Source organism: Streptomyces sp. NPDC002144 (assembly GCF_053593695.1).
The window spans coordinates 113,494-136,270 of the sequence record NZ_JBSFDB010000027.1; the positions used below are offsets into that span (position 1 = coordinate 113,494).

The window sequence follows — 22,777 nt, forward strand, 5'->3', positions numbered from 1 at the left end:
GGCACGCACCGGGACGTGGCGCAGCTTGGTAGCGCACTTGACTGGGGGTCAAGGGGTCGCAGGTTCAAATCCTGTCGTCCCGACCAGCTCTTATGCGGGTCGGAGGCCGTTTCCTCACCATGAGGAAACGGCCTTCTTCATGTCGCCGCCCGCCCCCACATGTCACATTCCCGGGCTCCACGGCGTCTGTCTGGTGTCGGACCCCGTCCTCTGGCTTCCGTGCGGTATCCGCGGGACGCTTTGGTCACGAGCGGTGTGGCTCAGGGCTCCGGCGCGCGCCGGGCGGGTGAGGAGGCCGCGGCATGATCATGTGGAGTTCACGTTTCCGTCGGGGGTACACCATGGACGCACGTGAGGAGGCCGCTCGCGGCCTGGGCGACATCGAGACCTTTCTGTACCGCGAGGCTCATGTGGGAGCGGCGCAGCGGCGCGTGGCGGACTTCACCGCACGGACCGAGGGGCTGACGCCGGAGCAGAAGCGCGACATCGAGCGGTGGTATCTCGCCGAGCAGACGTACGTCGCCCGCATGGTCACCGATCACATCGCCGAGCGCGTCCAGGCGGTGGAGGCGCAGCACCACGTCCGGATCCGGCAGTGGCTGCGCGGCACCCTCATCGCGATGGTCCTCATCACCGTGGCCATGATCGCCTGCGTGGCGGTGGTACTGGCGTCGCGGGGCTGAGCGGACCACGGCCTTCGCCGGGACCGGGGTCTCCGGTCTGCCCCAGGGCCCCGGTCGAGGGGAGACCCTCCCGCCACCTGACTCTGTCATTGACAGCCAGCTTCGGCGCGGGCTAGCTTCGTTGAACAGAGCCAGAGGGAGGCGACGTGACTCCAGACCGCTGCGTCCGGACGGGCGGCCCACCCGCCACGAAGTCCACCGGCGCCATCCGGGTCGATCGAACCGGGGCGCTGGTCAGGATCACCATCGACCGCCCCGAGGCGGGCAACGCCCTGACCCTGGCGATGTACCGGGCCCTGGCCGATGCCGTCGCCGAGGCGGACGCCGATCCCGGCGTACGTGTCGTCGTCCTCACCGGCGCCGGTGAGGACTTCTGCTCCGGCAGCGACCTCGACGACCTTGCCGCCGACCAGGAGACGGCGCTCGGCCTGTGCTCACCGCTCGCCGAGTTCCACAAGGCCGTCCTGCGCAGCGACACCGTCCTCGTCGCCGCCGTGGACGGGGCCGCCGTCGGAAGCGCCGCTACGGCCCTGCTCCACTTCGACCTCGTCTACGCCACGCGCCGCAGCCACCTGAAGTACCCGTTCGTCGCCCAGGGTCTGGCCCCGGACGGCGCCGGCACCCTGCTGCTCCCACAGCGCCTCGGCCCCCAGCGCGCCGCCCAACTCCTGCTGCTGGGCGAGCGCGTGTCCGCCGCGCAGGCGGCGCGGCTCGGCCTGGTCACGGAGGTGGTGGAGGACCGGGAGCACCTGCACACGCGCGTGGCGGAGCAGCTGACCACCCTCCTCGCCGCCCCGGCAGCGGCTCTTACGGCGACACGGTCGCTGCTGCGGCCCGCCGACAGGGACGCGGTGCTGCAGATGGCGGCGGAGGGGGCGACATCGGCGCGGCTGTTCGCGAGCGCAGCTCGTGGCGGGCGCGCCTAGAGTGCACTGACCTGACCTGACCTGACCTGCCTGCTCAGGCGGCCCCGGCGAAACGGTCGAGCAGTGCGTCCAGCCCGGCCGCCAGCCCCTCCGCTCCACCCGGCTCGATGAGGGTGGGCGCGGCTTCCCGCAGGCCGGGCAGTTCCTGGGGCGGCATGCGATGCAGCCCCAGACGGAAGGCGGGATCGGGTTCGTCCGGGTTGTCGATCACCGGCCGCAGCTCCACGGAGACGTAGCCGAGCAGCCAGGCGGTGAAGGCGCGGAAGGCGTTGGCCGTACGGGCCTCGTCCAGCCCGGCCTCCTTGAGCAGCCTGAGCACCCGCTCGTGGTCCTTCAGCACGGCCAGCGGCCGGCGGGCGAGCGGGACGGCCAGCATGCGCGTGGTCAGCAGGGGGACCACCTGGGGATGGGCGAGGCAGACGTCGTACGTCGCCCGGGCGACGCGATGGAGGCCGGCCCGCCAGTCGACCGCCTCGGTCTCGGCGGCCAGCCGCTCCTCCAGCTCCAGATAGAGGGCCTCCACCAGACCGTCCAGCAGACCGTCCTTGCCTTCCGCGTACCGGTAGAGGGCCATCGCCTCCACGCCGAGTTCGGCGCCCAGCCGTCGCATGCTCAGTGCCGACAGGCCCTCGCGGTCCACCAGCGCCAGCGCACTGGCCAGCACCCGCTCCCGGCTCAGCCGGCCGTAGCGACCGCGGTCGCTCGCGCGTCGTGCCTGCCCTGTTCCAGAGTCGCGTGCCATGCGTGCCTCCTCGCCCGTGACCAGGAGGCCACGCGTCCGTATACAGTGTAAATGCGCCTGCCCCCCGGCAGACGCAACCGCGGAGCGACCGCGCGTGTCGTGGGGTGGCGGGCGGCGGCCGACAGGACGACTGGCTCGGCGTCGCGAACGCGACGACAATGGACATGCACAACGTTCACGGACTGTCTGGCTGAGAGGAGAGCCGGATGGGTTTTGCAGCGGAGCTGCGCGGGTTTCTGCCGATCCAGTCCGCCGGTCTGCTGACCCGTCCCGTCGACCTCGTCATCGCCCGTCGGCTGGCGGACTCCCTCCGCGCGGACGGCGCGGCCTACGGCCATCCGCGCGGGCCGCGAAGGACGCTCTCCGATCTCCTGGTGTTCCGTCTCGACGGCGCGGCGCAGGCGCCCGTCCTGGTCAAGCACCCCCGCAGCCGCCGAGCGGCCGTGTCGCTGGCCGGCGAATGCGAGGCCGTACGACGACTGGCCCATGAGGAAGGCCTCGGAACATGGCGGCGACTGCTGCCCGTGGTGGAGGAGTGCCGGCTGGAGGGACCCCTGCCGCTGGTGGTCGAGAGCTGGCTGCCCGGCGTCGAGGGCGACACGCTGCTGCAGCGCTCACCCCGGCTGGCCCGGTCGGTCACCGTGTCCGCGCTCGACGCGATCCGCGAACTGCACCGGGCCACCGGACGGAGGGAGGAGATCACCTCCCGGATTGGCGACTGGGTCGAGCCACGACTGGCCGTCCTCGCCGAAGAGGTCCGCTGGTGCCGCCGAGGGCAGGGCGCGGAAGCCATGATGGTACTGCGCGACCGTCTGGTGCGCGGGCTGGCCGGGCGCAGGCTGCTGGTGGCGTGGACGCACGGCGACTTCCACCCCGGAAACGTGCTGGTGACCCGGCGGCGCGGGGAGCTGTGCGGGGTGATCGACTGGGCCGGTGCCCTCCCGGACGGTCCGTCGGTCCTCGACGAGCACACCTTCGTGCTGACCATGCGGCATCAGCTCGAAGGGCGCCAGTTCGGGCAGGTCGTCGCCGATGTGGTGCGCCGCGCGTCCCTGCTGCCGGAGGACCGGAGCGTACTGGCCGAGGCGGGGGCTCTCGCCTCCGACCCCGAGGGCGAGACCGCTTTCACGTTGCTGACCTGGCTGTGGCACGTCGCCGGAAATGTGGCGAAATCGTCCCGCTACGGGCGCAGTCGGCGGTGGGTCGCCGACAATGTGGTGCCGGTGCTCACCGAGGTGGGGGCGGGCGGTGTGCCCTGAGATGCCCGAGATGCCCGATCTTTTCGTCGCCCCTAAAATCGATGGGTGGACAGGCGCGGGGGTTCGCCCCGTAAGTCGTGCTTGCGGTACCCGCGCCTCTGCAGGAGAAGCCTGTGAACGCACCCGCTGAACTCCTGATCGACGGCGCCGCGGGCCCCGCGCGCATCACCACCCCCGCACCGCGCGAGGTCTGGTGGGAACTCGCGTCGCGGGACGTGGACACGCACGTCACCCAGACCCCGACCTGGCTGGACTGTCTGTGTGCCACGGGGCCGTACCAGGAGGCCAGCCGGCTGTACGAGTTCGAGGACGGCAGCCGGATCGTGCTCCCGCTGGTCAGAAGGCGGCGGCGCCCGCCATGGCTGGGCGCGGAGGAGTCCTGGCCGGCCGAGTGGGGGATCGGAGGGCCGTTGGCCCCCGGGGGCGTCGGCCCGGCGAAGGCGCGGGCGCTCTTCGACGACCTGGCCGGGCGCCACGCGCTCCGGGTCGGCGTGCGGTTTCGGCCGGGGGACACGGAGGTGTGGGAGAAGGCCGCCCCGGCCGACTTCCGGCCGGAGTCCCACATGACGCAGGTGGTGCGTCTCGACGGCGGTTTCGACACCGTGTGGGAGTCCCGGTTCCACACGCGGGTGCGGCGCGACGTCCGCCGGGCCGAGAAGTCGGATGTCGAGGTCGAGGTCGACCGTGCCGGCCGGCTGGTTCCGGTCTTCCACGAGCTGTACGAGAAGTCGATCGAACGCTGGGCCGCGCAGCAGCACGAGCCGCTCACGCTGGCGCGATGGCGCAGGAGGAGAGCCTTCCCCAGTCAACGGCTCGCAGCAGTGGCCGCGGGGTTCGGCGAAGCGTGTTCGATCTGGGTCGCCTGGTACGCCGGCCGGCCCGCCGCGGCGATCGTCGTGCTTCGGCACGGCCGTCACGCCAAGTTCTGGCGCGCGGCCATGGACCGTGAGCTGGCCCATCCCGTCCGGGCCACGTCCCTGCTCAACCGGCTGGCGATCGAGGAAGCGTGTCTGGCCGGCTGCGGCAGCTACGACATGGGTGAGTCCTCCCCGGGCTCCTCACTGGCCCATTTCAAGGAGGGGTTCGGAGCGGACAGTTGTGCCTCCCCTCGCTACGTCCGTGAGCGGCTGCCCGTCTCCGCGGCCGAGCGCGGGCTGCGGACGGTCGTCAAACGCGCCATCCGATTCAAGGACGCCTGACATGTCCCGCCCCCCAGTGGACGCCGGAGGTGCGACCCCGCCCCGGCAGGCGGTTGCCGACCTCTACGCCGACGCGACCGAACTGCATCGCGGACTCCTGGAGGCCGCATGCCGTGGCGATCCGCTGGACGCGTTCCTCTTCGCCGCCGGCCTCACCCAGGTCTGTGAGGATCATCTGGCCGGTACTCCCTGGCTGCTCAGTCGAGCCGCGTCGGAACTCGACGGCACGGCCGCCGGAAAGGTGCTGCGGCTCGCGCTGAACGGCGCGGTGACCGCAGCCGACCTGTCGCCCGCCACACGCCGGCTGCGGGAGTGGCTGTCGGTCACGCGTCGGCTGACGGACGCCCTGGCCGATGCCGTCGCGGCCCGGCCCGACGCCACGACCGAGGGCGACCCGCAGGCGTTCTCCGGGCGGGTCGGCGCGCTGCTGGAGCGTCTGGGCACCGAGGTGCCGCCGTCCGGTGCCGCACTGCTCGACGGCAGCGTCCTGCGTCCCCCTTCCTGCTTCCGCAGCTTCGACCAGCATCCTTGCGACGTCGTCGAACTCGTCACCCGCTTCACCGACCGGTACCCGGACCGCGGCACGCGGATCCTGGTGATCGGCCTGCGTACGTCAGGCAGCTATCTGGCGCCGCTCGCCGGGGCGGCCCTGCGCGCCGACGGGTACGCGCACGTCACGGTCCGCACCACACGACCCGGCGGAGCGTCGTCGCGCGCGGACATCGCGGCCCTGCGCTCCGCGGTGCGGGAGGGCACGCTGGCCGTGCTGATCGACGATCCGCCGTCCACCGGCGGCAGCCTGGTGGCCGTGGCACGCGGGCTGTCGCGGGCGGGCCTGCCCGCGGAGCGCGTGGTGATGCTCTACGCCGCCTTCGCCGACCGGCCGGCCCCCGCGCTCCTGACCCGGTTTCCCAGTGTCGTGCTGCCGCCGGACGACTGGCACATCCGCGACCGTCTGCGGAAGCAGGGTCTGCGCCGGAGTCTGGCGGAACTGCTGCCGGACCACGATGTGCTCAGCCTGTCGGCCGACGAGCCGGGGCTGCCGTCCCGCTGGTCCCACGTCGAGGTGCCGTTCACCGTCCGGACTCGCTCCGCCACCGGGGACGCGGAGCTGCGCCTGGTCGCGCAAGGAGCGGGGACCGGCTACCTCGGGCGCCACGCGCTGTCGGTCGCCGAGGCCCTCGACGGACTGGTGCCCCGGGTCCATGGATTCCACGACGGAGTGCTCCTGAGCGAACGGCCGGCCGAAGAACCGGGCCCGCGTCCGGACCTCGCCCGCACACGGCAGGTTCCGGCCGCGGACGTCGTCCGCTACGTCGTCCAGCGCCGGGCCCGTGTGCCGCTCGCGGCCGACCGCAGCGTCATGCTGAGGGGGTGTCAGCCGGTCTGGGAGGCCGGCGCCCGGCTGTTCGCCGACCGCTGCGGGCGGCTGGCGGCACCGCTGCGGCCACTGCTGATCGACCCGCTGCTGCGCGACCTGCTGCACACCTCGTCCGCCTCGCTGGTGGACGGCCACATGGCGTTCGGACGGTGGTGCCCCGACCCCGGCGGATGGACCAAGGCCGACTTCGACGACGGCTGCTTCAGCCATCTGGACCTCGCCGCCTACGACGCGGCCTACGACCTGGCGGGTGCGGCGCAGGCCCTGCTCCCGCACGCCGACCAGCTGCAGTCCGCCTACGAACGGCTGACCGGCAGCCGGATTCCGGCCGCCCGGTGGTGTGTCTACCAGGCCGTCCACGGCTGGAACGCCGAGCGGCTCGGCCGCTCCGGCGCCCGCACCGGCGTGGACGAGGCCACCGCCCGGCGGGCACGGGCGCGCGCGGTCCAGGAGTATCTGGCCACCCTCTATCTGCGGGACCTCGAGCTCCCCGACCCCGGTCTCGAACCTCCGTCGGCGCACGGGGCGTGGTGCGCTCTGGACGTGGACGGTGTTCTGGAGACGGACCTGTGCGGCGCCCCGGCACCCGCACCCGCCGGGATGCTCGCCCTGCGGGCGTTGCGCGCCCACGGGTACCGGGTGCTGCTCGCCACGGGACGACCGGTACCGGAGGTGCGCGACCGCTGCCGTACGTACGGACTGCCCGGTGGCGTGGCGGAGTACGGCGCCGTCGTCTACGACACCGAACGCGACAGCGTGACCCCGGTAGTGACTGGTCCCGATCCCTCCGCGCTGGCCGGTCTGCTGTCGGGACTGCCGTCCGTGACGCTGGACCCGCAGTACGTGCGGTGCGTGCGGGCCTGCCGAGGCACCGGAGCGGACCGCACGGCGCTCGACGACGCGACCGTGCGAGAGGTGACCGGCCGTCCGGAAGCCGCCGGCTTCACCGTGGTGCAAGGTGAGATGCAGACCGACTTCGTTCCCGCGGGCGTCGACAAGGCCACGGGCGTCGCGACGCTTCTGCGGACACTGGGTGCGCCCGCCGGGACACGACCCGCGCTGGCCGTGGGTGACAGCGCCACCGACATTCCGCTGCTGCGGTGGGCGCGCAACGGTCTCGCCCCGGGCAACGCCGCCCCTGCGGTACGTGCGGCGGGGCTCACCGTGCTGCGCCGGCCCTGCCAGGCGGGGCTGGCCGACGCGGCGGGGCGACTGCTGGGACACCGCCCCGGCGGCTGCCCCCGTTGCCGCCCTCCCTCGCTGTCCCTCGGTGACACGGCCCTGACGGCGCTGTTGGCGGTGCCCGAGGCAGGCCGGGCCGGCATGCCCCTCCGGCTGGCCCGCCTCGCACACGCACGGGCGGCCGTGGCCCGGTACTCGTCCGCGGGCACGGCCGGCTCACCCTTCACAGCGGGCGGGGGACACGCCTCGCCGCTCCACGCCCTGAGGAGGCCGAGGTGACGACAGGACAGAGCGGATCCCGGGTGTGGGAGGTCCCTGCCGGCGACGGGCCGGTACGGGCCGTCAGCCCGATCCCGCGTGAAGCCTGGTCACGGGTGCTCGCGGCCGATCCCGGGGCCATGGCCTTCCATCTGCCGGAATGGGTGGACTGCGTCTGCGCCGTCAGCGGCTGGCACGACGCCGGTCGGCTCTACCGGACCGGTGAGGGACGAGAGCTCGTCCTGCCGATGGTCTGCCGCCCGGCCCGGCCGCACCCGCTCACCGTACGGGCGTCGCTGCCCCCCGGCTGGGGCACCGGCGGCATCCTGGCACCCGGAGGGGTGCGCCCCGACGAGGTCGACCTGGTCCTTGAGGACCTCGTCGCCGACCATGCCCTGCGCACCAGTGTCCGTCCCTCGTTCCGCGCGGCACACGACTGGCCCGCATCGCCACCGGGAGTCGTCCCCGTCCCCCGGACCGTGCACGTCCTCGACCTCGACGGCGGCATGGACGCCATCTGGTCCCAGCGGTGGTCCAAGAACACCCGGGGGAACATGCGCAACGCGGAGCGCAGGGCTGAGCGGGCCGGGATGACGGTGGAGAGCGGGAGTTCGCCGGAGCTGGTCGAGAGCTTCTACGACCTCTACCTCCGGTGGCTCGACCGGCGGGCCCGGGAGCGGAACCTTCCCCCGGCCCTGGTGCGCGCCCGTGGGAAGCGCGCCGAGCCGCTCGCCAAGTTCCACGCGATCGCCGCCGCGCTGCCGGGCGCCTGCCGGATCTTCGTCGCCGGCGTGCGCGGGCGGCCCCTGGCCGCGGTGATCGTGCTCCTGCATCGTGAGGTCTGCGTCTACTGGCGCGGCTTCAGCGACGTGGAGGCCGCCGGCCCGCTGCGGGCGAACCAGATCCTTCTGCTGCGCTCCATCGAGCAGGCCTGCGAGGCGGGTTGTCGCTACTACGAGATGGGCGAGTCCGGAGGAGTCGCCTCGCTGGAGCAGTTCAAGACCCGTGTCGGAGCCGAGCCGCACCGCCTCACCGAGTACCGGCTGGAGCGGACGCTGCTGACCCGGTTGCGGGGCCGGATGGACCACCTTCGCGCAGCGGTCGACCACCGCCCGGGGACGGCCGGCGGCCGGTAGACCCGCCCGGGCGCCGGTCAGGCGGCGTCGCGGTCCTGGGCGGCCTGTGGTGCCGACCGGCCCACAGGCAGCCACAGCGGCTTCTGCCACCACAGCAACAGGGCCACGAAGGTCTGCGCGATGAGCCATCCCGCCCCGACACCGGCGATCCCCAGCACCGGCAGCAGCACCAGTGACAGGCCGGTGGACAGCGAGCAGACCACGGCGAGAAGGCCCATCAGCATGTGCAGCCGACGCTGGGCCCGGCAGGCGCTGACGGCGACGATCACGACCAGGTTCGGGATGGCCGAGAGAGCCACCAGGCGGAGCAGGCCCGAGCCGTTGCGCGCGTAGTCCGGGCCGAACACCCGCAGCAGGAGCGGCGCCGCCAGACAGAGCACCGCGGTGCTCGCCACCAGGAGCATCCCGGTGTGCCGCAGTACTTTGTGGCACTGCTTGAGCAGTTGGGCCGGGTCGTTCGCCGCCTCCACGATGAGCGACTCGCCCATGCTGGCGTTCAACTGGTAGAGCGAGAATCCCGCGAGCCAGGCCAGTGAGAAGTACGCCGCCTGGTCCGGGCCGAGCCGGTTGAGGACGAGGACCGGCAGCAGGGCGGTCGCGCCGAGCCAGAACAGCGCGGCGACGTAGTCCGCCATGATGTAGCCGCTCGTCGGCCTGCTGACGTCGGCCCGCTCGTCCAGCGCGGTCATGGCGTGCCGGGGGAAGGCCCGCGCGTACAGGAACCCGTTGGTGAGGGTGACGGCGACGGCGATGGCGAGCGTCCACGACAGAAGAATCCCGCTCGACGGCAGGACGACGGCCAGCACCCCCACGAGCACGATCTTCACCACGGAGAACACGGCGTTCTCCAGCACCACCCAGTCCGTGCGCCGCAGTCCGGTCAGCACTCCGTCCTGGATGACGAAGACCGCGTACGCCGCGCTGGCCAGCACGAAGCACGGCCCCAGCAGCGGGTCGTGGAGGAAGTGCAGCCCTGGTGAGAGCACCGGCTGCAACAGCAGGAAAGCCCCTGCGAGCAGCACGGTCGTGGCACAGGCCGCCAGATAGGCCCTGGTGACCAGCCGCCGGGTGCGGCCCGCCGCCGTGGGGACGAACCGCAGCAGCACGTTGGTCAGGTTGAGCTGGCCCACGCCGGCGAGCAGCATCATCGCCGACACCGCCGAGTAGTTGCGGCCCACCGTGTCGGCGTCGTAGTTCCGGGCGGCGAACGCCCAGTAGCCCGCCCCCAGGGCGGCGGTCAGCACCGAGTTGAAGGTCAGCACATGGCCGTTGCGCAGCAACTGGTCCTTGGACTGCGGCCCCGCCGCCCCGTCGGCACCCCGCAGGCGTCTGCCCAGGCCCGAACTCATTGTGCGCGCCCGTCTGTGGCTGCTGTCAGCGTCTGCCGTGACTCCATGCGGCGCCTATGCATCGTCGTGCTTCCGGGCTTCGTTCCGCCAGCCTAAGTCGGAAGGGACCGGGCTGCGACCGGAGCGGCGTCGGCGCGAACCGCCACGAACTGCCGGTCGCGGCGAATGAAAGTAACGTGATGTCCAGCTGTTTTTCGGCACACATGTTCCAGCCGCTCTGCGGGAGGCATCCGCATGGGCAGGTACCCGACGCAGACGAGCGGTCATCGAACAGGGCCGCGTACCAAGGCCGACGCCCGACGGTCCGGTCCGGCAGGTGCGCCCACGGCGCGGCAGCGGGGGAGGCCGTACACAACGCGCCAGGTGTGGGTGCGGGTGGCCCTGCCCGTCTCGCTCGGCCTGTGGCTCGCCTCCCTGCGGGGTGTGGACCTCAGCCGCATGAAGGACCTGGGGCTGCTGCAGGTGCTGCCCGTGGTGTTCTGGGTCGCCCTCGGTCTGCTCGCCCTCGGCTTCTGCACGGCGCTTTCCGACCGGCGGACGCCCAACGGCTGGTTCGCGGGCTACGTCCTGGGGCTGATCGCGGTCATCCACGCCACCCCCTCGCTGCTCTATCCGACCCTGCGCTACGGCTGGGCCTGGAAGCACGTCGCGATCGTCGACGCGGTGATCAGGAACGGCGGTACGGTCCCCAACGCGGGCAAGCTCGAGCTCTACAACCAGTGGCCCGGCTTCTTCCAGCTCAACGCGTTCTTCCTCCAGGCGACGGGCCTGGACTCGGCGCTCGGTTACGCGGCCTGGACCCCTCCGGTCTTCAACGCGCTGCTGCTCGCCCCCCTGCTGCTGGTCTACCGGGCGGTGACGCGGGACAGGCGGCTGATCTGGGGAGCAGCGTGGATCTACTACTCGTGCTCCTGGGTGGGACAGGACTACTTCGCTCCCCAGGCGTTCGCGTTCCTGTTCTTCGTGACGCTGATCGCGCTGGTCATGGCGCAGCTGCCCTCCTCGGCGCGCCGGCTCCCCGCCGCCACGCCCATCGGCTGGACCGTCGGCAGGTTCGCCGTCGCGCTGCTGCTCGAGGGTGTGATCATCTGTTCGCACCCCCTCACGCCCCTGATGATGATCAGCTCACTGGTCGCGCTGTCCCTTCCGCGCCGCAACCGGCGCGTGGTGGTGCCGGTCGCGGCCGGCGCGGTGCTGCTGACGGCGCTGTGGGACACCACCGTCGCCAGACCCTATGTCTCCTCCAACCTGCACCAGTTCCTCGGCGCGCTGGTGCAGCCCGACGCCAACGTGGTGTCCGGACTGGCCCAGTTGGGTACCGCGGCGCCCGGCCAGGTGGAGGTGTCCTGGGTCGACCGTGGGCTGTCCGCGGCGGTCTTCCTGCTGGCGGCCGTCGCCTTCCTGACTCGCCGGTGGACCCGCCGTACCGGTCTGCCGCTTCTCGTCCTGGCCCCCCTGCCGCTCCTGGTCGCCAACGCCTACGGCGGCGAGATGATCTTCCGCGCCTATCTGTTCGCGTTGCCCGCGGCCGCCCTCCTCGTCGCCGCGCTGTTCTTCCCGTGGGAGCGCAGACCGCTGTTGCGTGTCCTCGCCGTCACCCCGGTGCTGCTGGCCCTGCTCGGCGGTCTGCTCTTCGGCTACTACGGCAAGGAAGCGGCGAACTACTTCACCAAGGACGAGGTCTCCGCCGGCCGGTTCGTCACGTCCACGCGTCCCGGGTCCCTCATCGTCTCCGTGACGTCCGCCGTTCCGGGTCTGGACGCCCACTACGACAAGCACCCCCATGTCCAGCTCGACGAGCAGGAACTCAGCGACCGGCAGCGGCTGGCCCGGAATCCGCTGGCCGGCCTGGAGCCCTTCCTGGCACACACCACCGCCGCGAAGCCGGCCTACATCGTGCTGAGCAGGGCGCAGGCCGCCGAGTGCTATCTGAACGGGACGCTGCCCGCCGACACCGTGCAGCGGCTCGAGTCCCAGATCGCCGAGGCGCACGGCTTCACGACCGTCTTCCACAACAAGGACGCCGTGGTCTACCGCTACGAGAACCCGGGCGAGGGAGGAGGACGATGACCCTGCTCCGCACCGGCCCCTCGCCGCGCTGGGCGCTCCGGCTCCGGTGCGGTCTCGCGGTGTCCGGCTGGCTGGCCGTGGCCGCGAGCGGACTTCCGGCCGGAAGTGTCCTGCGCGTCCTGGTGGTGACGCCGTTTCTGCTGGTCTGCCCCGGGCTGGCGGCCAGCCGGTGGGCGCGGCCGCCGGTGGGGCGCGAGACCGGTCGGGCGCCCCTGCTGGAGCTGGCGGTCCTGGTCGTGGTGGTCAGCCTGGCGCTGGCGGTCCTGGTCGTCGTGCCCCTCTATCTGAACGGGGTCTTCACGACCCTCCGGGCCCTGGCGACGCTGGCCTTCATCACCTCGGCGCTGGCCCTGTTGCCCCTACCTCGTGGTCGCGGACGCGCCCGGGCCTCGCGGCGGGATCCGGCTCCCGATCCCTCGGTACCCCCGGCCGACCCCTCCCGGCCGCCTCCGCCCGAGGGAGCACCCTCGGGCTCCGCCCCGTCCAGCGACAGCCGGGCCACGGGTCGGCCGGCGCGTCCCGGCGGCCGGCGATAGCCGTGCGGGTCGGCCGGGGCCGGCGGGCGCTCGTCGTGGCCGCGCTGCTGGTGGCGACGGCCTGCGGCCACGGCGGAACGAGCAGGCCTCCGCCCGCGCCGGGTCACTGGAAGCTGGTCTTCCATGACGAGTTCGGCGGTTCGTCCCTCGACACGCGCCGCTGGGCCACCTGCTACGACTGGAACCGTCACGGCTGCACCAACAGCAGCAACCACGAGGAGCAGTGGTACCTGCCCGGTCAGGTCACCGTGGACAACGGCGCTCTCTCCCTGACCGCTGTCCGTCGACCCACCCGGGGCAGCGACGGCAAGACCTACCCCTGGACCTCCGGCATGATCTCGACCGGCCGTGACCACTGGGACGGCCGCCCCCGCAGGACCTTCACCTACGGATACTTCGAGTCCGCCATCAGGATTCCCCCCCAGGCCGGCATGTTCCCGGCCTTCTGGATGATGCCCGCCTCCCGGCACACCCCGCCCGAGCTGGATGTCATGGAGTTCCTGGGAAGCACCCGGCAGGTCCTGATGTCCACCCACTGGCGGGGCGGGGACGGCGCGCGACGCACGGAGCGGGGGACCTACGGCCCGGAGGACTTCCCCGCCGGGTATCACGTGTTCGCGCTGCTGTGGACCAGACATGAGCTGACCTGGTTCGTGGACGGCGTCGCACGGCTCCGGGTGACCGATCCCGAGCGTGTCCCGAACGTCCCCATGGAGGTCCTGGTCGATCTGGCGGTCGGGCTTCCGCACTCTCCGCCGCCCTCGGTGCGGGAGGCCCGCATGAAGGTCGACTGGGTGCGGGTCTGGCAGCAGTGACCGGCCGAGGGCCCCCGCGCGGCCCAGGGACCGCGGCACTCGAGGAATTACCGCCGGACGCACTTGACGCATGCCCAAACCGGTACGAAAGTAGAAATATACGGCGTAAGCATATGGCGTAGTTGCGGAGGTGCGAGATCGTGTACAGCGACTGGATCACCAGCAGTGGGGGCAGGCAGGGGGCCACGGTGAGCCTGGTCGTTCCGGCGCTCAACGAGGCCCGGAACATCCCCTGGGTCTTCGAGCAGATCCCGGCGTGCGTGGACGAGGTGATCCTCGTCGACGGGGACTCCAGCGACGCGACGGTCCCCATGGCCCGCCACTGCCTGCCCGCCGTGCGCTTCGTCCGGCAGAACGGCCCGGGCAAGGGCAACGCCCTGCGTGCGGGCTTTCTCGCGGCGACCGGCGACAACGTGGTGATGATGGACGCCGACGGCAGCATGTCGCCGACCGAGATCCCTCATTACCTGCACTTCCTCCAGAACGGCTACGACTTCGTCAAGGGCTCCAGGTTCGTCGAGGGCGGCGGCTCCCTGGACATCACCCCCATCAGGCGGCTGGGCAACCAGATGCTGCTGGCGGCTGTCAACCGGCTCTACCACGCGTCCCTGACCGACCTGTGCTACGGCTTCTGCGCCTTCCGCAGGAGCTTCCTCGACCAGTTGGACCTGCACGCCACCGGATTCGAGATCGAGACCGAGATGATCGTGCACGCCCTGCGTTCCGGGCTGCGCATCGCCGAGGTCCCCAGCCTCGAACTGCCCCGGCGCAACGGCCGTTCCAACCTGCACGCCATCACGGACGGCCGCCGGGTGCTGCGAACCCTGATCTCGGAGCGGCCGGGTGCGCAGTCCTCCGCCGCGAGCGTGCGCACCGCGTCATGACCTCCGTCGCGGTGCGTCCCGGCGGTGTCCGGTACGGAATCCGTGTCGTCGACGTCGACCTCGGGCGCCCGGGCGAACTGCGTTCCCCCGCCGGTCCGTTGACGGCGGAGCCGCAGGGGCCGGTGCGCGCCCTCGTACGACTCCACGGCCATCCGCTGGGCATGGTCGACGCGGTGAACGCCGCCGGCCCCGGCGGCCTGTGGCGAGCGGTCAGCCGGGCGGCGCACGGGGACCTGGCGGAACAGCTCGCCCGGCATCAGGAGGCGGACCGAGCGCAGGCCTCCGACGCCCGCACCGCCGCGTGGCCCCCGTGCCAGGCCGCGAGGCGCCGCGCGCTGGCGCAGGCGCCCTTCATCAGCGTGGTCGTGGCCACACACGACCGCCCGGAGCAACTGCGTCACTGCCTCCGTTCGCTGCTGCGGCAGGACTACCCCGGGTTCGAGATCGTCGTCGTCGACAACGCTCCGGCCGACGGCGCGGCCGAAGCCCTGGTCCGCCGGCAGTTCCGGGGACAGGTCCGTTACGTCCGCGAACCCGTCGCCGGACTGGCCCGGGCCCACAACCGGGGACTCGCCCACACAGCCGGATCGGTCGTCGCCTTCACGGACGACGACACACTCGTCGACTCCGGATGGCTCGCCGCCCTGGCCGAGACGTTCGTGCGGGAACCGCGAGCCGGGTGTGTCACCGGACTGATCGTCCCCGCCGAACTGGAGACGCCGGCACAGGCCGCGCTCGAACGCCAGGGAGGCTTCGCCAAGGGCTGCACGCCGTGCGCATGGTCACTCTCGGAGCCCCCGGCCGATCCGCTCTTCCCCTTCACCGCCGGGCGTTTCGGCTCCGGCGCCAACATGGCCTTCCGGGCCGGCGTACTGCGCTCCCTGGGCGGCTTCGACACCGCCACCGGCGCCGGAACCCCTGCGCGTGGCGGCGACGATCTGCTCGCCTTCTTCGAGGTCCTGAGCGCCGGTCACACACTGGCCTACCAGCCGGATGCCGTCGTCTGGCACCGGCACCGCCGGACACCGGACGCCGTGACCGCACAGGCCTTCGGATACGGGGCAGGACTCACCGCCTACCTCACGGCGGCGATGGCGGGGGATCCGCGCAGGCTGCCGACCCTGCTGCGCAGGCTCCCCGGTGGCATCCGCCACGCCCTGGCCCGATCGCATGCACGCGGCGCCGACCCCGAGGCCGGCTGGTCACGACGCCTCGCACTCCTCGAACTGCGCGGAATGGCGTACGGACCCCTCGGCTATCTGCGCGGACGTCTCACCGGCGACCGCCCCTGACTCCGCACTCCGCCCGGACCGGACAAGAGGTCCTCATGAACGACGCGATGCCCCCCTCCCGACCCTCCGTAACCCTCACGGTCGTCGTCTGCGCCTACACCCTCGAGAGGTGGGACGACCTGCGGGCCGCCGTCACCTCTGTGCGGACCCAGCACAACCCCCCGGACGAGATCGTGCTGGTCGTCGACCACTGCCGGCCGCTGTACGAGCGGGCGGCGAGGGAGCTGCCGGGTGTCCGGGTGGTGCCCAGCAGCGGCCCCCGCGGCCTGTCCGGGGCACGCAACACGGGCGTCGCGGTCTCGCACGGCGACGTGGTCGCCTTCCTCGACGACGACGCGGCGGCGGAACCGGAATGGACCGACCGCCTGCTCGCACCGTACGACGACCCGAGGGTGGTGGGAGTGGGCGGACTGGTCAGGCCGCGCTGGTCCACCCGGCGCCCGGTGTGGTTCCCGCCGGAGTTCGACTGGGTGGTGGGCTGCTCGTACCAGGGACTGCCCGAACAGGCCGCTCCCGTGCGCAACTTCATCGGGGCCAACATGTCCTTCCGCAGAACGGAGCTGCTCGCGGTCGGCGGATTCCTCGACAGCCTGGGCAGGGTGAGCGACCGGCCGACCGCGGGCTGCGAGGAGACGGATCTGTGTCTGCGCATCACGGCCCGCCGACCTGACGCCGTCCTGCTGTACGAGCCGGCGGCGGCGGTGCGCCACCGGGTCCCCGAGGCCCGCACCCGCTGGTCGTACTTCCGGTCCCGCTGCTACGGCGAGGGACGGTCCAAGGCGCTGGTGGCGCGGTACGACGGCAGCGGGCCGGCGCTGACCAGTGAGCGCGCCTACCTGCGCTCCACCATTCCGCGGGCCCTGGTCAGAAACCTGCGGCGGACGGGGCGTCCCGGTGCCGTGCGCACTCTGGGGGCGCTGTCCGCGGGGGTCTGCGCGACCGGCACCGGCTACCTCGTCGGACGGCTCCGCTCGTCGGGGACACGGGACGCGGACAGGTCATGAACGCCATACCCGTCTTCCTCTATCACGCCGTGTCCGACGACCCCCCGGCATGGCTCGCGCCGTTCACGGTGACTCCTCGCACGTTCGTGGAACAACTGGACATGATCGCCGACAGCGGTCTGCGCCTGGTCCCGCTGGGGCAGTTGGTGGCGGCGCTGCTCGGAGGACCCCAGCCACCGCCCCGGTCCGCCGTGCTGACCTTCGACGACGGATACGCGGACTTCGCCTCCACGGTGGCTCCGCTGCTCCACGCCCGGGGACTGCCGGCCACGCTGTATGTCACCACCGGCGCCCTGAGGATCCCCGGACAGCGGTCTCGCCGCGGACCCTTTCCGTCGGTCGACATGCTGACTTGGGCCCAGGTCCGGGAACTGGATGCGGCCGGATTCGAGATCGGCGGTCACAGCAGGACCCATCCGCAACTCGACACCCTGCCGCGGAAGGCCGTGCGGGAGGAAGTCGGCGGATGCAAGCGGGAGCTCGAGGACGCCCTCGGTCACGCCCCCGACGCGTTCGCCTACCCGCACGGCTACTCGAGCAGCCGCGTCCGCGCGCTGGTGGGGGAGTCGGGATGGACCTCCGCCGCCGCCATCCGAGCCGCTTCGGCCCACAGCTCGCCCCGGGACGACCCGCTGTGGTTCGCCCGGCTCATGGTGCGGGCCGACACCAGCCGGGAGCGCTTCGGACAGTGGACCCGTGGCGAGGGCGCCCCCGTCGCGCCGTTCGCCGAGGGCGTGCGCACCCGGGGATGGCGGGCGTACCGCCGGCTGAGGGCGTCCGTGGGGCGACCGTACCGGGCTCTTCCGGCCTGACCGGACCGGCGACGGCATCGACAGGGCCGCGGTCACCGGTCCGTGCCCGCGACGACCCCATGGGCGACCCTGCGCGCGGCGAGTCCCGTGCCGGCGACGAACCGCAGAACGGGGCCGAAGGTCGCGGCGGCGGCCAGGCCGGTGAAGAACAGGCCGGGCACGGATGACTCCATCCCCGACGAGAGGTGGGGAGCACCGCGGAAGGTCGCCACCTCCCGGCGGAGTTCGGACGACAACAGGCCCAGCCGGTCGACGTCCACGCGATAGCCCGTGGCGAGCAGCAGATGGTCGGCCCGCAGCGTCTCCCCGCCCCCGGCTGCGTCCACCACATCGAGGCGCACCGTCCCGTCCTCGGCTCGCGCGGAGCGCACCGTACGGCCGCACAGCACCGGGACGCGTCCCTCCACGCGCTGCCGCAGCCACCAGGCGCCGGACGGTCCGAGCACGCGATGGAGCAGCCGTATCCGTACCCCCTCCGGCAGATGCCGGTAGGCGCCTCCGCCGTAGCTGCAGGCCACCAGGGACCATCCGGGACCCAGCGGTGAGCCGGGTTTCGCCAGCCGTACGGGGCGCGGCCGGCCGGCCGGCCGGTCGGTGGCCGGGGGGGATCCGAACGCCAGGGATCCGGCGCGGGCGACCACGGTGGGGAAGGCGCCCGCCTCGTGCAGCAGGGCGGCGCTCTCCAGGGCGGACTGCCCGGCACCGAGGACGGCGACCCGCCGCCCCTCGAAGCGTTTCAGATCACGGTGCTCACAGGCGTGGGAGACCAGGCCGTCGGGGAGGGCCCCGCGCAGTTCCGGCGGCTCGTGGGCGAAGGAGACCTGTCCGGTGGCCATCACCACCTGCTGGGCGAGGAACTGCTCGCCGGAGTCGAGGGTGACACCGAAGAGTCCGTCCACGGCCTGCACGGTGCGTACCTTCCGCCGTTCCACCTCGGGCACCCGGCGCTCCTGGAACCACCGTCCGTAGGCGATGAACTCCTCGACGGGGATGGGGTACCGGTCTCCCACGGGTGCAAGCCCCCGGGAGACACGGAAGTCCTCGAAGCGGTATCCGGACTCCGGCGCGGAGATGGACGAGGCGGTGGGGACCGACTTGAGATACATGCCCTGCGGCATGTGCGTGCACCAGCTCTCCATCGGGTCGCCGAAGACGCGTCGTGGTACCCCGGCCACGCTCAGCCAGGCGGCCGTCGCCAGCCCGTAGGGACCGGCACCGATGACGACGACGGGTTTAGCGGGCATGCGCACGCCTCCTCGGGGCTTGCACGGGGCGCGGTGCGCCCGTTGACGGAATCAGCGATGAAGGTGTGCGTCAGCGACGCGGGCCCATTGGCAGCTCTCCCTCAGGACAGGGGCGACGGTCGCGGTGAGCCACCAGTGACTGCGGCCGAACCTCGGCGACTTGCGGAGGTTGCCTGCCACGTGCCACAGCCAGGTCAGCAGGGCGAGGGCCGACGGGTCGCCGATGTCCCGGTCGGGATCCACTCCGGCCAGTGCGAGAAGCGCCGCGTCGCCGTCGGGCAGCCGGCCGGCGCGCAGCGTGTCGGCGACGATGACACCGTGCGGGCGCCCCGTGAGCATGCTGCGCAGGGCCAGGACGAAGGTGTAGGCGTCGATCTCGCAGGGACCGTCCACCTGCGCGTTGCCCCAGTCGAAGACTCCGCTGACCCGGAGCGGGTCGCCTTCGAGCAGCACGTTGCCCGCGTGGTAGTCGCCGTGGGTCCAGCCCTCGGTGAGCACGGCGCCGGCCAGTGCCGCGTCCAGTCGACGGCGCAGCGCCTGGAGTGCCGCCGCTCCGCGGCCCGCGCCGTAGGCCGGGATCTCCGCGCGGAGGACCGCCAGTTGCGGCGCGCACCAGCAGGCGGTGCGTTCGGCCGCCGAGCGGCGACGACCCGTCGCGCGCCTCAGGTCCGCCACCAGGCGCAGGGCGGGCGCGGCGGCCCGGCCGGGGTCCTGCGGGTCGTCCCGGATCAGCCGCTCCGCCTGGGTACCCGGCAGTCTGCTCTGCACGAGCGTTCCGGACAGCCGCGGTCCGGAGTCGATCGTCCGGGGCAGCAGAGGGCGCCAGGGGCCGAGTCGCTCGTCGGCGCGGAGCTCTTGCAGGGCCCTCCGCTCGCGGGCGACGACGGCGGCCCCCCGTCCGTCTCGCGGATGTTTGACGACGAGGTCCCGCGAGCCCTGCCGCAGCCCGAACACCAGGAGATTCCCCTGGATCCGGGACGGGCGCCGGACCACGGTGATGTCGCACCTGCCCATGCCCCGCACCAGATGCCGGGCCCTGAGGCGGTCGTCCACGCCCCCCAACAGCCGGGGGAAGTACAGGGGCAGCAGACCGCTCAGCCGGGGCATGCCGGGTGGCCTCATGTCGCGCCTCTTCGGCGTTTAGCGGTGTCCTCGCTTTTCGGGATAATGAAAGAAATACGACATATCACCTCCTCATGGTAGAACCCCTCCCGCGCCGGTTCCTTTCGAAAGGAGCGTGGTGGTCCTGTTGCTCGACGACGAGGTGCCCGTGCTTCTCGTCAAAGTCGGCCGCTATCCGCAGCATCACGGCAGCCTGGGCGTCGTCCGCACGGTCGGGCGGCTGAAGGTGCCGGTGTACGCGATCGTCGAGGACCGCTTCACTCCGGTCGCGCTCTCCCGCCATGTGACCCGCGGGTTCGTCCTGCCGACGACGGGGGCGGAGGAGCCGGAACGGCTCAGGGACGCGCTGCTTTCGATCGGACGAGCGATCGGCAGGCGGTGTGTACCGGTGCCGACCGACGACGAGGCGGCGGTGCTGCTGGCCGAGCACGCCGACCGGCTGGCGGAGTGGTTCCTGCTTCCCCCCGTGCCGGCCGGCCTGCCGCGCCTTCTTGCGGGCAAGGCGACCATGCACAGGACCTGTACCGAGAGCGGAGTCCCGACGCCTCGGTCACTGGCCCCGGCCGACCGTGCCGAGATGGTCGACGCGGGGCGAGAACTCGGCTACCCGCTGGTGCTCAAGAACCTGGGCCCGTTCAGCCGTCTGCGCACCCCCGCCGTCTGCGGCACCACGGTGGTGCGCGACGAGCGGGAACTGCTCGACCGCTTCCGGACCGCGCTGCCGCCCGTCCTGATGCAGGAGTACATCCCCAGGCGGCAGGCGGAGGACTGGATCACCCATCTCCACTGTGGGCCGGGCGGTGTGCCGCGGGTCCTGTTCACCGGCCTGAAGATGCGGTCCTGGCCTCCGTACGCGGGAGTGACCACCCGAGCGGTGGCGCTGCGCAACCCGGAGCTGGCCGAGCTGGCGGGCCGTCTGTGCCGAAGGATCGGCTACAGCGGGGTGGCGGACCTCGACTGGCGCTACGACCGCAGGGACGCGCAGTACAAACTGGTGGACTTCAACCCCCGTACCGGCGCCCAGTTCCGTCTCTTCGAGAACGTCCACGGAGTCGATGTCGTCCGCGCGATGCATCTCGATCTGACCGGCCGGGACATACCCGAGGGTCCCCAGGTCGAAGGGCGGATCTTCGTCGCGGGGCAACTGGATCTGCCCTCGGCGGCGGCATGGTTGCGCACGGAGCGCCGGCTGCCCCCCGACCTCCTGCACGTCAGGCCCACGGAGCGTGCCTGGCTCAGCCTGGACGACCCCCTGCCGGCGGTGGTCGAGGCGATCCGCTTCACGGGGGCGGTGGCCCGCCGGCTGGCGAGTTCGAAACACGACCGCACGGTTCCCTGAGCGCCGGGAGACGAGCGGCGCCGGCCCGTGGGAGGCGGGCCGGCGCCTGGGGCAGTGCCGGGTCGGTCAGTGCTGCCAGACCTTCACGTAGTCGACCATCATGTCGGCCGGGACCTGGGTGGGTCCGCCGTGCGTGGAGCTGACGGCGTTGTTGAGGATCAGGTACATCGGAGCGGACGTGATTCCGGTCGTGATGCGTCCGACCTGCTTGCCGTCGTAGTAGTACGTGACAGAGCCCGGCGCCCATTCGGCGCCGTAGGTGTGCCATCCGGTGTACGAGCCGGAGGCGCAGCCGCCCGGACCGCCGGCCGGGGAATGGAAGTGGTAGCAGGCCGAGCCGCCCAGCCCCTCCATGACGTCCATCTCCCCGTCGGTGGGCCAGTTCTGCCCGTCGGTCCAGAAGGCGGGCCAGTTCGCGATCTGTGTACCGGACGCGGGGGTGTAGATACGGGCTTCGAAAGCACCGTAGGTGAACTGGGCCTTGCCGTTGCTCTCGACCAGGCCGGAGACGTACGGATAGGTCGTGCCGTTGACGGTCGCCGACTGCTGGACGGCCTTCAGATGGAGATTTCCGCCGCTGACGCTCACCTGCGAGGGCGAATAGGCGGAGAGTTCGCCTGAGTTGACGGGCTTGGTGGTGCAACCGGAACATCCGAGCCAGTTCGGGTTCCACTTCGAGCCGTCGAGACCCGTGCCGTTGAATTCGTCGTCGAATACGTTGCGCCACGTCCCTGGAACGCCGAGCGGTGCGTCGGAGGCCGAGGAGGACGCCGTGGCCGTGGGTGTGGCCGTGGGGGTGGCCGTCGACGTCGGCGTGGGGGTAGGCGTGGGGGTCGGCGTCGGGACGGTGGGGGAAGGGGAGGCCGTCGCCGTCGGTGTTCCTGACGGAGTGGAGGCCGAACCGCCTCCGGTGGTGAAGGAATTCACCGGGGAAAGGCGGTACCAGCTGCCGTGCACCTTGTAGGAGACGAAATACGTGTAGGTGCCGGCGGGGAACGCGCGACTGCCCGAGGTGTAGGTGGTGGGCGACGTGCTGAGGGTGGCCGGGGCGGCGCCGGGGAAGTCGAAGGCTCCACCGCCGGCGGAACGCGCGGCTACGGCAAGGGCCTGCACCTTGATCGCTTTTGTGGCGTGCACCCTGGTGGTGGCCTTGAGTTGCCCGTCCGGCGTCGCGGAGACGGACAGGGAGTCGACGACGATCGGCGCCGTCGACGCCTTGGCCTGTGCCGCTTGGACGAGTGCGCCGCCGGCGAGGACGGCGGTGGCGAGCAGAAGACCGCCCGCCTTTGTGCGCGCGGCAAACGGGCGGCGGTGTCGCGCAATGACAGCTGTGTGTTTTGTCGGCATATACGGTGTGACCCTTTCGCCCCCCAGGCTTCGGCAGTTGAGCCTGCTCATGCGCGAAGCAATGGCGGGCTGAACGGTCATGGACTCTGCGCGAGGCGGATTTCATGCGCAAGGGCCGTTCCGCGTCGAAGCATGCCGACATTTCGCGGAAATGCTTGTGGTTCCCCCGAGTTGCAGATGCCCGGCCGGTTCCAGTG

At 71.9% G+C, this 22,777-nt stretch carries 19 protein-coding genes and 1 tRNA gene; 15 read left to right on the plus strand and 5 right to left on the minus strand.

What is annotated here, in order from left to right; all coding sequences use genetic code 11:
- Positions 1-9 precede the first annotated feature (9 nt).
- The 3 genes from ACWCQ1_RS33920 (at position 10) to ACWCQ1_RS33930 (ending at position 1,609) form a co-directional block, all read left to right on the plus strand.
- Positions 10-86 (plus strand) — tRNA-Pro (locus ACWCQ1_RS33920).
- A 255-nt stretch (positions 87-341) separates the two neighbouring features.
- Positions 342-683 (plus strand): hypothetical protein, encoded by a 342-nt coding sequence (locus tag ACWCQ1_RS33925; RefSeq protein ID WP_133048034.1) that lies wholly within the window; start codon positions 342-344, stop codon positions 681-683.
- A gap of 146 nt (positions 684-829) precedes the next feature.
- Entirely contained in the window at positions 830-1,609 is a 780-nt protein-coding gene (locus ACWCQ1_RS33930; RefSeq protein ID WP_358597312.1) for an enoyl-CoA hydratase/isomerase family protein, read from the plus strand.
- A gap of 34 nt (positions 1,610-1,643) precedes the next feature.
- Here ACWCQ1_RS33930 and ACWCQ1_RS33935 read toward each other — a convergent pair whose 3' ends face one another.
- Positions 1,644-2,351, minus strand: coding sequence for a TetR/AcrR family transcriptional regulator (locus ACWCQ1_RS33935; protein ID WP_358597315.1), 708 nt, complete (start codon positions 2,349-2,351; stop codon positions 1,644-1,646).
- Positions 2,352-2,557: 206 nt separating this feature from the next.
- Between ACWCQ1_RS33935 and ACWCQ1_RS33940 the strand changes: the two genes are divergently transcribed.
- The 4 genes from ACWCQ1_RS33940 (at position 2,558) to ACWCQ1_RS33955 (ending at position 8,766) form a co-directional block, all read left to right on the plus strand.
- Entirely contained in the window at positions 2,558-3,610 is a 1,053-nt protein-coding gene (locus tag ACWCQ1_RS33940; RefSeq protein ID WP_451028107.1) for a phosphotransferase family protein, read from the plus strand.
- Positions 3,611-3,723: 113 nt separating this feature from the next.
- Positions 3,724-4,809 carry a GNAT family N-acetyltransferase gene (locus tag ACWCQ1_RS33945; RefSeq protein ID WP_451028108.1) on the plus strand — a complete coding sequence of 362 codons (1,086 nt, stop codon included), beginning with the start codon at positions 3,724-3,726 and terminating at the stop codon, positions 4,807-4,809.
- Between the two features lies 1 nt (position 4,810).
- Positions 4,811-7,651: an HAD hydrolase family protein gene (locus ACWCQ1_RS33950; RefSeq protein WP_451028109.1), complete on the plus strand. Its 2,841-nt coding sequence runs from the start codon at positions 4,811-4,813 to the stop codon at positions 7,649-7,651.
- Complete coding sequence (locus tag ACWCQ1_RS33955) at positions 7,648-8,766, plus strand: GNAT family N-acetyltransferase (protein WP_451028110.1); 1,119 nt, start codon at positions 7,648-7,650, stop codon at positions 8,764-8,766. The genes ACWCQ1_RS33950 and ACWCQ1_RS33955 overlap by 4 nt, the downstream gene beginning before the upstream one ends.
- A gap of 17 nt (positions 8,767-8,783) precedes the next feature.
- Here the strand turns inward: ACWCQ1_RS33955 and ACWCQ1_RS33960 are convergent, their stop codons facing one another.
- The gene (locus ACWCQ1_RS33960) at positions 8,784-10,115 is read right to left on the minus strand and encodes a lipopolysaccharide biosynthesis protein (RefSeq protein WP_358597327.1); all 1,332 of its coding nucleotides are present in this window, start codon (positions 10,113-10,115) and stop codon (positions 8,784-8,786) included.
- 375 nt (positions 10,116-10,490) lie between these two features.
- Between ACWCQ1_RS33960 and ACWCQ1_RS33965 the strand changes: the two genes are divergently transcribed.
- From ACWCQ1_RS33965 to ACWCQ1_RS33995, 7 genes are all read left to right on the plus strand, one after another.
- Positions 10,491-12,185, plus strand: coding sequence for a glycosyltransferase (locus tag ACWCQ1_RS33965; RefSeq protein ID WP_358597329.1), 1,695 nt, complete (start codon positions 10,491-10,493; stop codon positions 12,183-12,185).
- Positions 12,182-12,721, plus strand: a complete 540-nt coding sequence (locus ACWCQ1_RS33970) for a hypothetical protein (protein ID WP_451028111.1) — start codon at positions 12,182-12,184, stop codon at positions 12,719-12,721. The genes ACWCQ1_RS33965 and ACWCQ1_RS33970 overlap by 4 nt, the downstream gene beginning before the upstream one ends.
- A gap of 2 nt (positions 12,722-12,723) precedes the next feature.
- Entirely contained in the window at positions 12,724-13,536 is an 813-nt protein-coding gene (locus tag ACWCQ1_RS33975; protein ID WP_358597335.1) for a glycoside hydrolase family 16 protein, read from the plus strand.
- Positions 13,537-13,676: 140 nt separating this feature from the next.
- A complete protein-coding gene (locus ACWCQ1_RS33980) occupies positions 13,677-14,420 on the plus strand; it encodes a glycosyltransferase family 2 protein (RefSeq protein WP_451028112.1) in 744 nt (247 codons plus the stop codon).
- Positions 14,417-15,712: a glycosyltransferase family 2 protein gene (locus ACWCQ1_RS33985; RefSeq protein ID WP_358597341.1), complete on the plus strand. Its 1,296-nt coding sequence runs from the start codon at positions 14,417-14,419 to the stop codon at positions 15,710-15,712. Before ACWCQ1_RS33980 ends, ACWCQ1_RS33985 begins: the two co-directional genes overlap by 4 nt.
- A gap of 35 nt (positions 15,713-15,747) precedes the next feature.
- Entirely contained in the window at positions 15,748-16,716 is a 969-nt protein-coding gene (locus ACWCQ1_RS33990) for a glycosyltransferase family 2 protein (protein ID WP_451028113.1), read from the plus strand.
- Positions 16,713-17,528, plus strand: a complete 816-nt coding sequence (locus ACWCQ1_RS33995) for a polysaccharide deacetylase family protein (protein WP_451028114.1) — start codon at positions 16,713-16,715, stop codon at positions 17,526-17,528. Before ACWCQ1_RS33990 ends, ACWCQ1_RS33995 begins: the two co-directional genes overlap by 4 nt.
- Positions 17,529-17,560: 32 nt before the next feature.
- Here the strand turns inward: ACWCQ1_RS33995 and ACWCQ1_RS34000 are convergent, their stop codons facing one another.
- Positions 17,561-18,772, minus strand: a complete 1,212-nt coding sequence (locus tag ACWCQ1_RS34000; protein ID WP_451028115.1) for an NAD(P)-binding domain-containing protein — start codon at positions 18,770-18,772, stop codon at positions 17,561-17,563.
- Between the two features lie 51 nt (positions 18,773-18,823).
- The gene (locus ACWCQ1_RS34005) at positions 18,824-19,894 is read right to left on the minus strand and encodes an aminoglycoside phosphotransferase family protein (protein WP_451028116.1); all 1,071 of its coding nucleotides are present in this window, start codon (positions 19,892-19,894) and stop codon (positions 18,824-18,826) included.
- Positions 19,895-20,009: 115 nt separating this feature from the next.
- On the opposite strand from ACWCQ1_RS34005, the gene ACWCQ1_RS34010 reads away from it, so the two are divergent.
- Entirely contained in the window at positions 20,010-21,233 is a 1,224-nt protein-coding gene (locus ACWCQ1_RS34010; protein WP_451028117.1) for a carboxylate--amine ligase, read from the plus strand.
- Positions 21,234-21,299: 66 nt separating this feature from the next.
- On the opposite strand, the gene ACWCQ1_RS34015 is transcribed toward ACWCQ1_RS34010, so the two are convergent.
- Positions 21,300-22,580: a glycoside hydrolase family 16 protein gene (locus tag ACWCQ1_RS34015; protein WP_451028118.1), complete on the minus strand. Its 1,281-nt coding sequence runs from the start codon at positions 22,578-22,580 to the stop codon at positions 21,300-21,302.
- Between the last annotated feature and the right edge of the window lie 197 nt (positions 22,581-22,777).

What these genes read in the sequence shown, in the direction of transcription:
- ACWCQ1_RS34000 (WP_451028115.1), bottom strand. Translation starts at nt 18,772, where the DNA reads ATGCCCGCTAAACCCGTCGTCGTCATCGGTGCCGGTCCCTACGGGCTG.
- ACWCQ1_RS33960 (WP_358597327.1), bottom strand. Translation starts at nt 10,115, where the DNA reads ATGAGTTCGGGCCTGGGCAGACGCCTGCGGGGTGCCGACGGGGCGGCG.
- ACWCQ1_RS33925 (WP_133048034.1), top strand. Translation starts at nt 342, where the DNA reads ATGGACGCACGTGAGGAGGCCGCTCGCGGCCTGGGCGACATCGAGACC.
- ACWCQ1_RS33990 (WP_451028113.1), top strand. Translation starts at nt 15,748, where the DNA reads ATGAACGACGCGATGCCCCCCTCCCGACCCTCCGTAACCCTCACGGTC.
- ACWCQ1_RS33940 (WP_451028107.1), top strand. Translation starts at nt 2,558, where the DNA reads ATGGGTTTTGCAGCGGAGCTGCGCGGGTTTCTGCCGATCCAGTCCGCC.
- ACWCQ1_RS33995 (WP_451028114.1), top strand. Translation starts at nt 16,713, where the DNA reads ATGAACGCCATACCCGTCTTCCTCTATCACGCCGTGTCCGACGACCCC.
- ACWCQ1_RS33950 (WP_451028109.1), top strand. Translation starts at nt 4,811, where the DNA reads ATGTCCCGCCCCCCAGTGGACGCCGGAGGTGCGACCCCGCCCCGGCAG.
- ACWCQ1_RS33985 (WP_358597341.1), top strand. Translation starts at nt 14,417, where the DNA reads ATGACCTCCGTCGCGGTGCGTCCCGGCGGTGTCCGGTACGGAATCCGT.
- ACWCQ1_RS33970 (WP_451028111.1), top strand. Translation starts at nt 12,182, where the DNA reads ATGACCCTGCTCCGCACCGGCCCCTCGCCGCGCTGGGCGCTCCGGCTC.
- ACWCQ1_RS34015 (WP_451028118.1), bottom strand. Translation starts at nt 22,580, where the DNA reads ATGCCGACAAAACACACAGCTGTCATTGCGCGACACCGCCGCCCGTTT.
- ACWCQ1_RS34005 (WP_451028116.1), bottom strand. Translation starts at nt 19,894, where the DNA reads ATGAGGCCACCCGGCATGCCCCGGCTGAGCGGTCTGCTGCCCCTGTAC.
- ACWCQ1_RS33935 (WP_358597315.1), bottom strand. Translation starts at nt 2,351, where the DNA reads ATGGCACGCGACTCTGGAACAGGGCAGGCACGACGCGCGAGCGACCGC.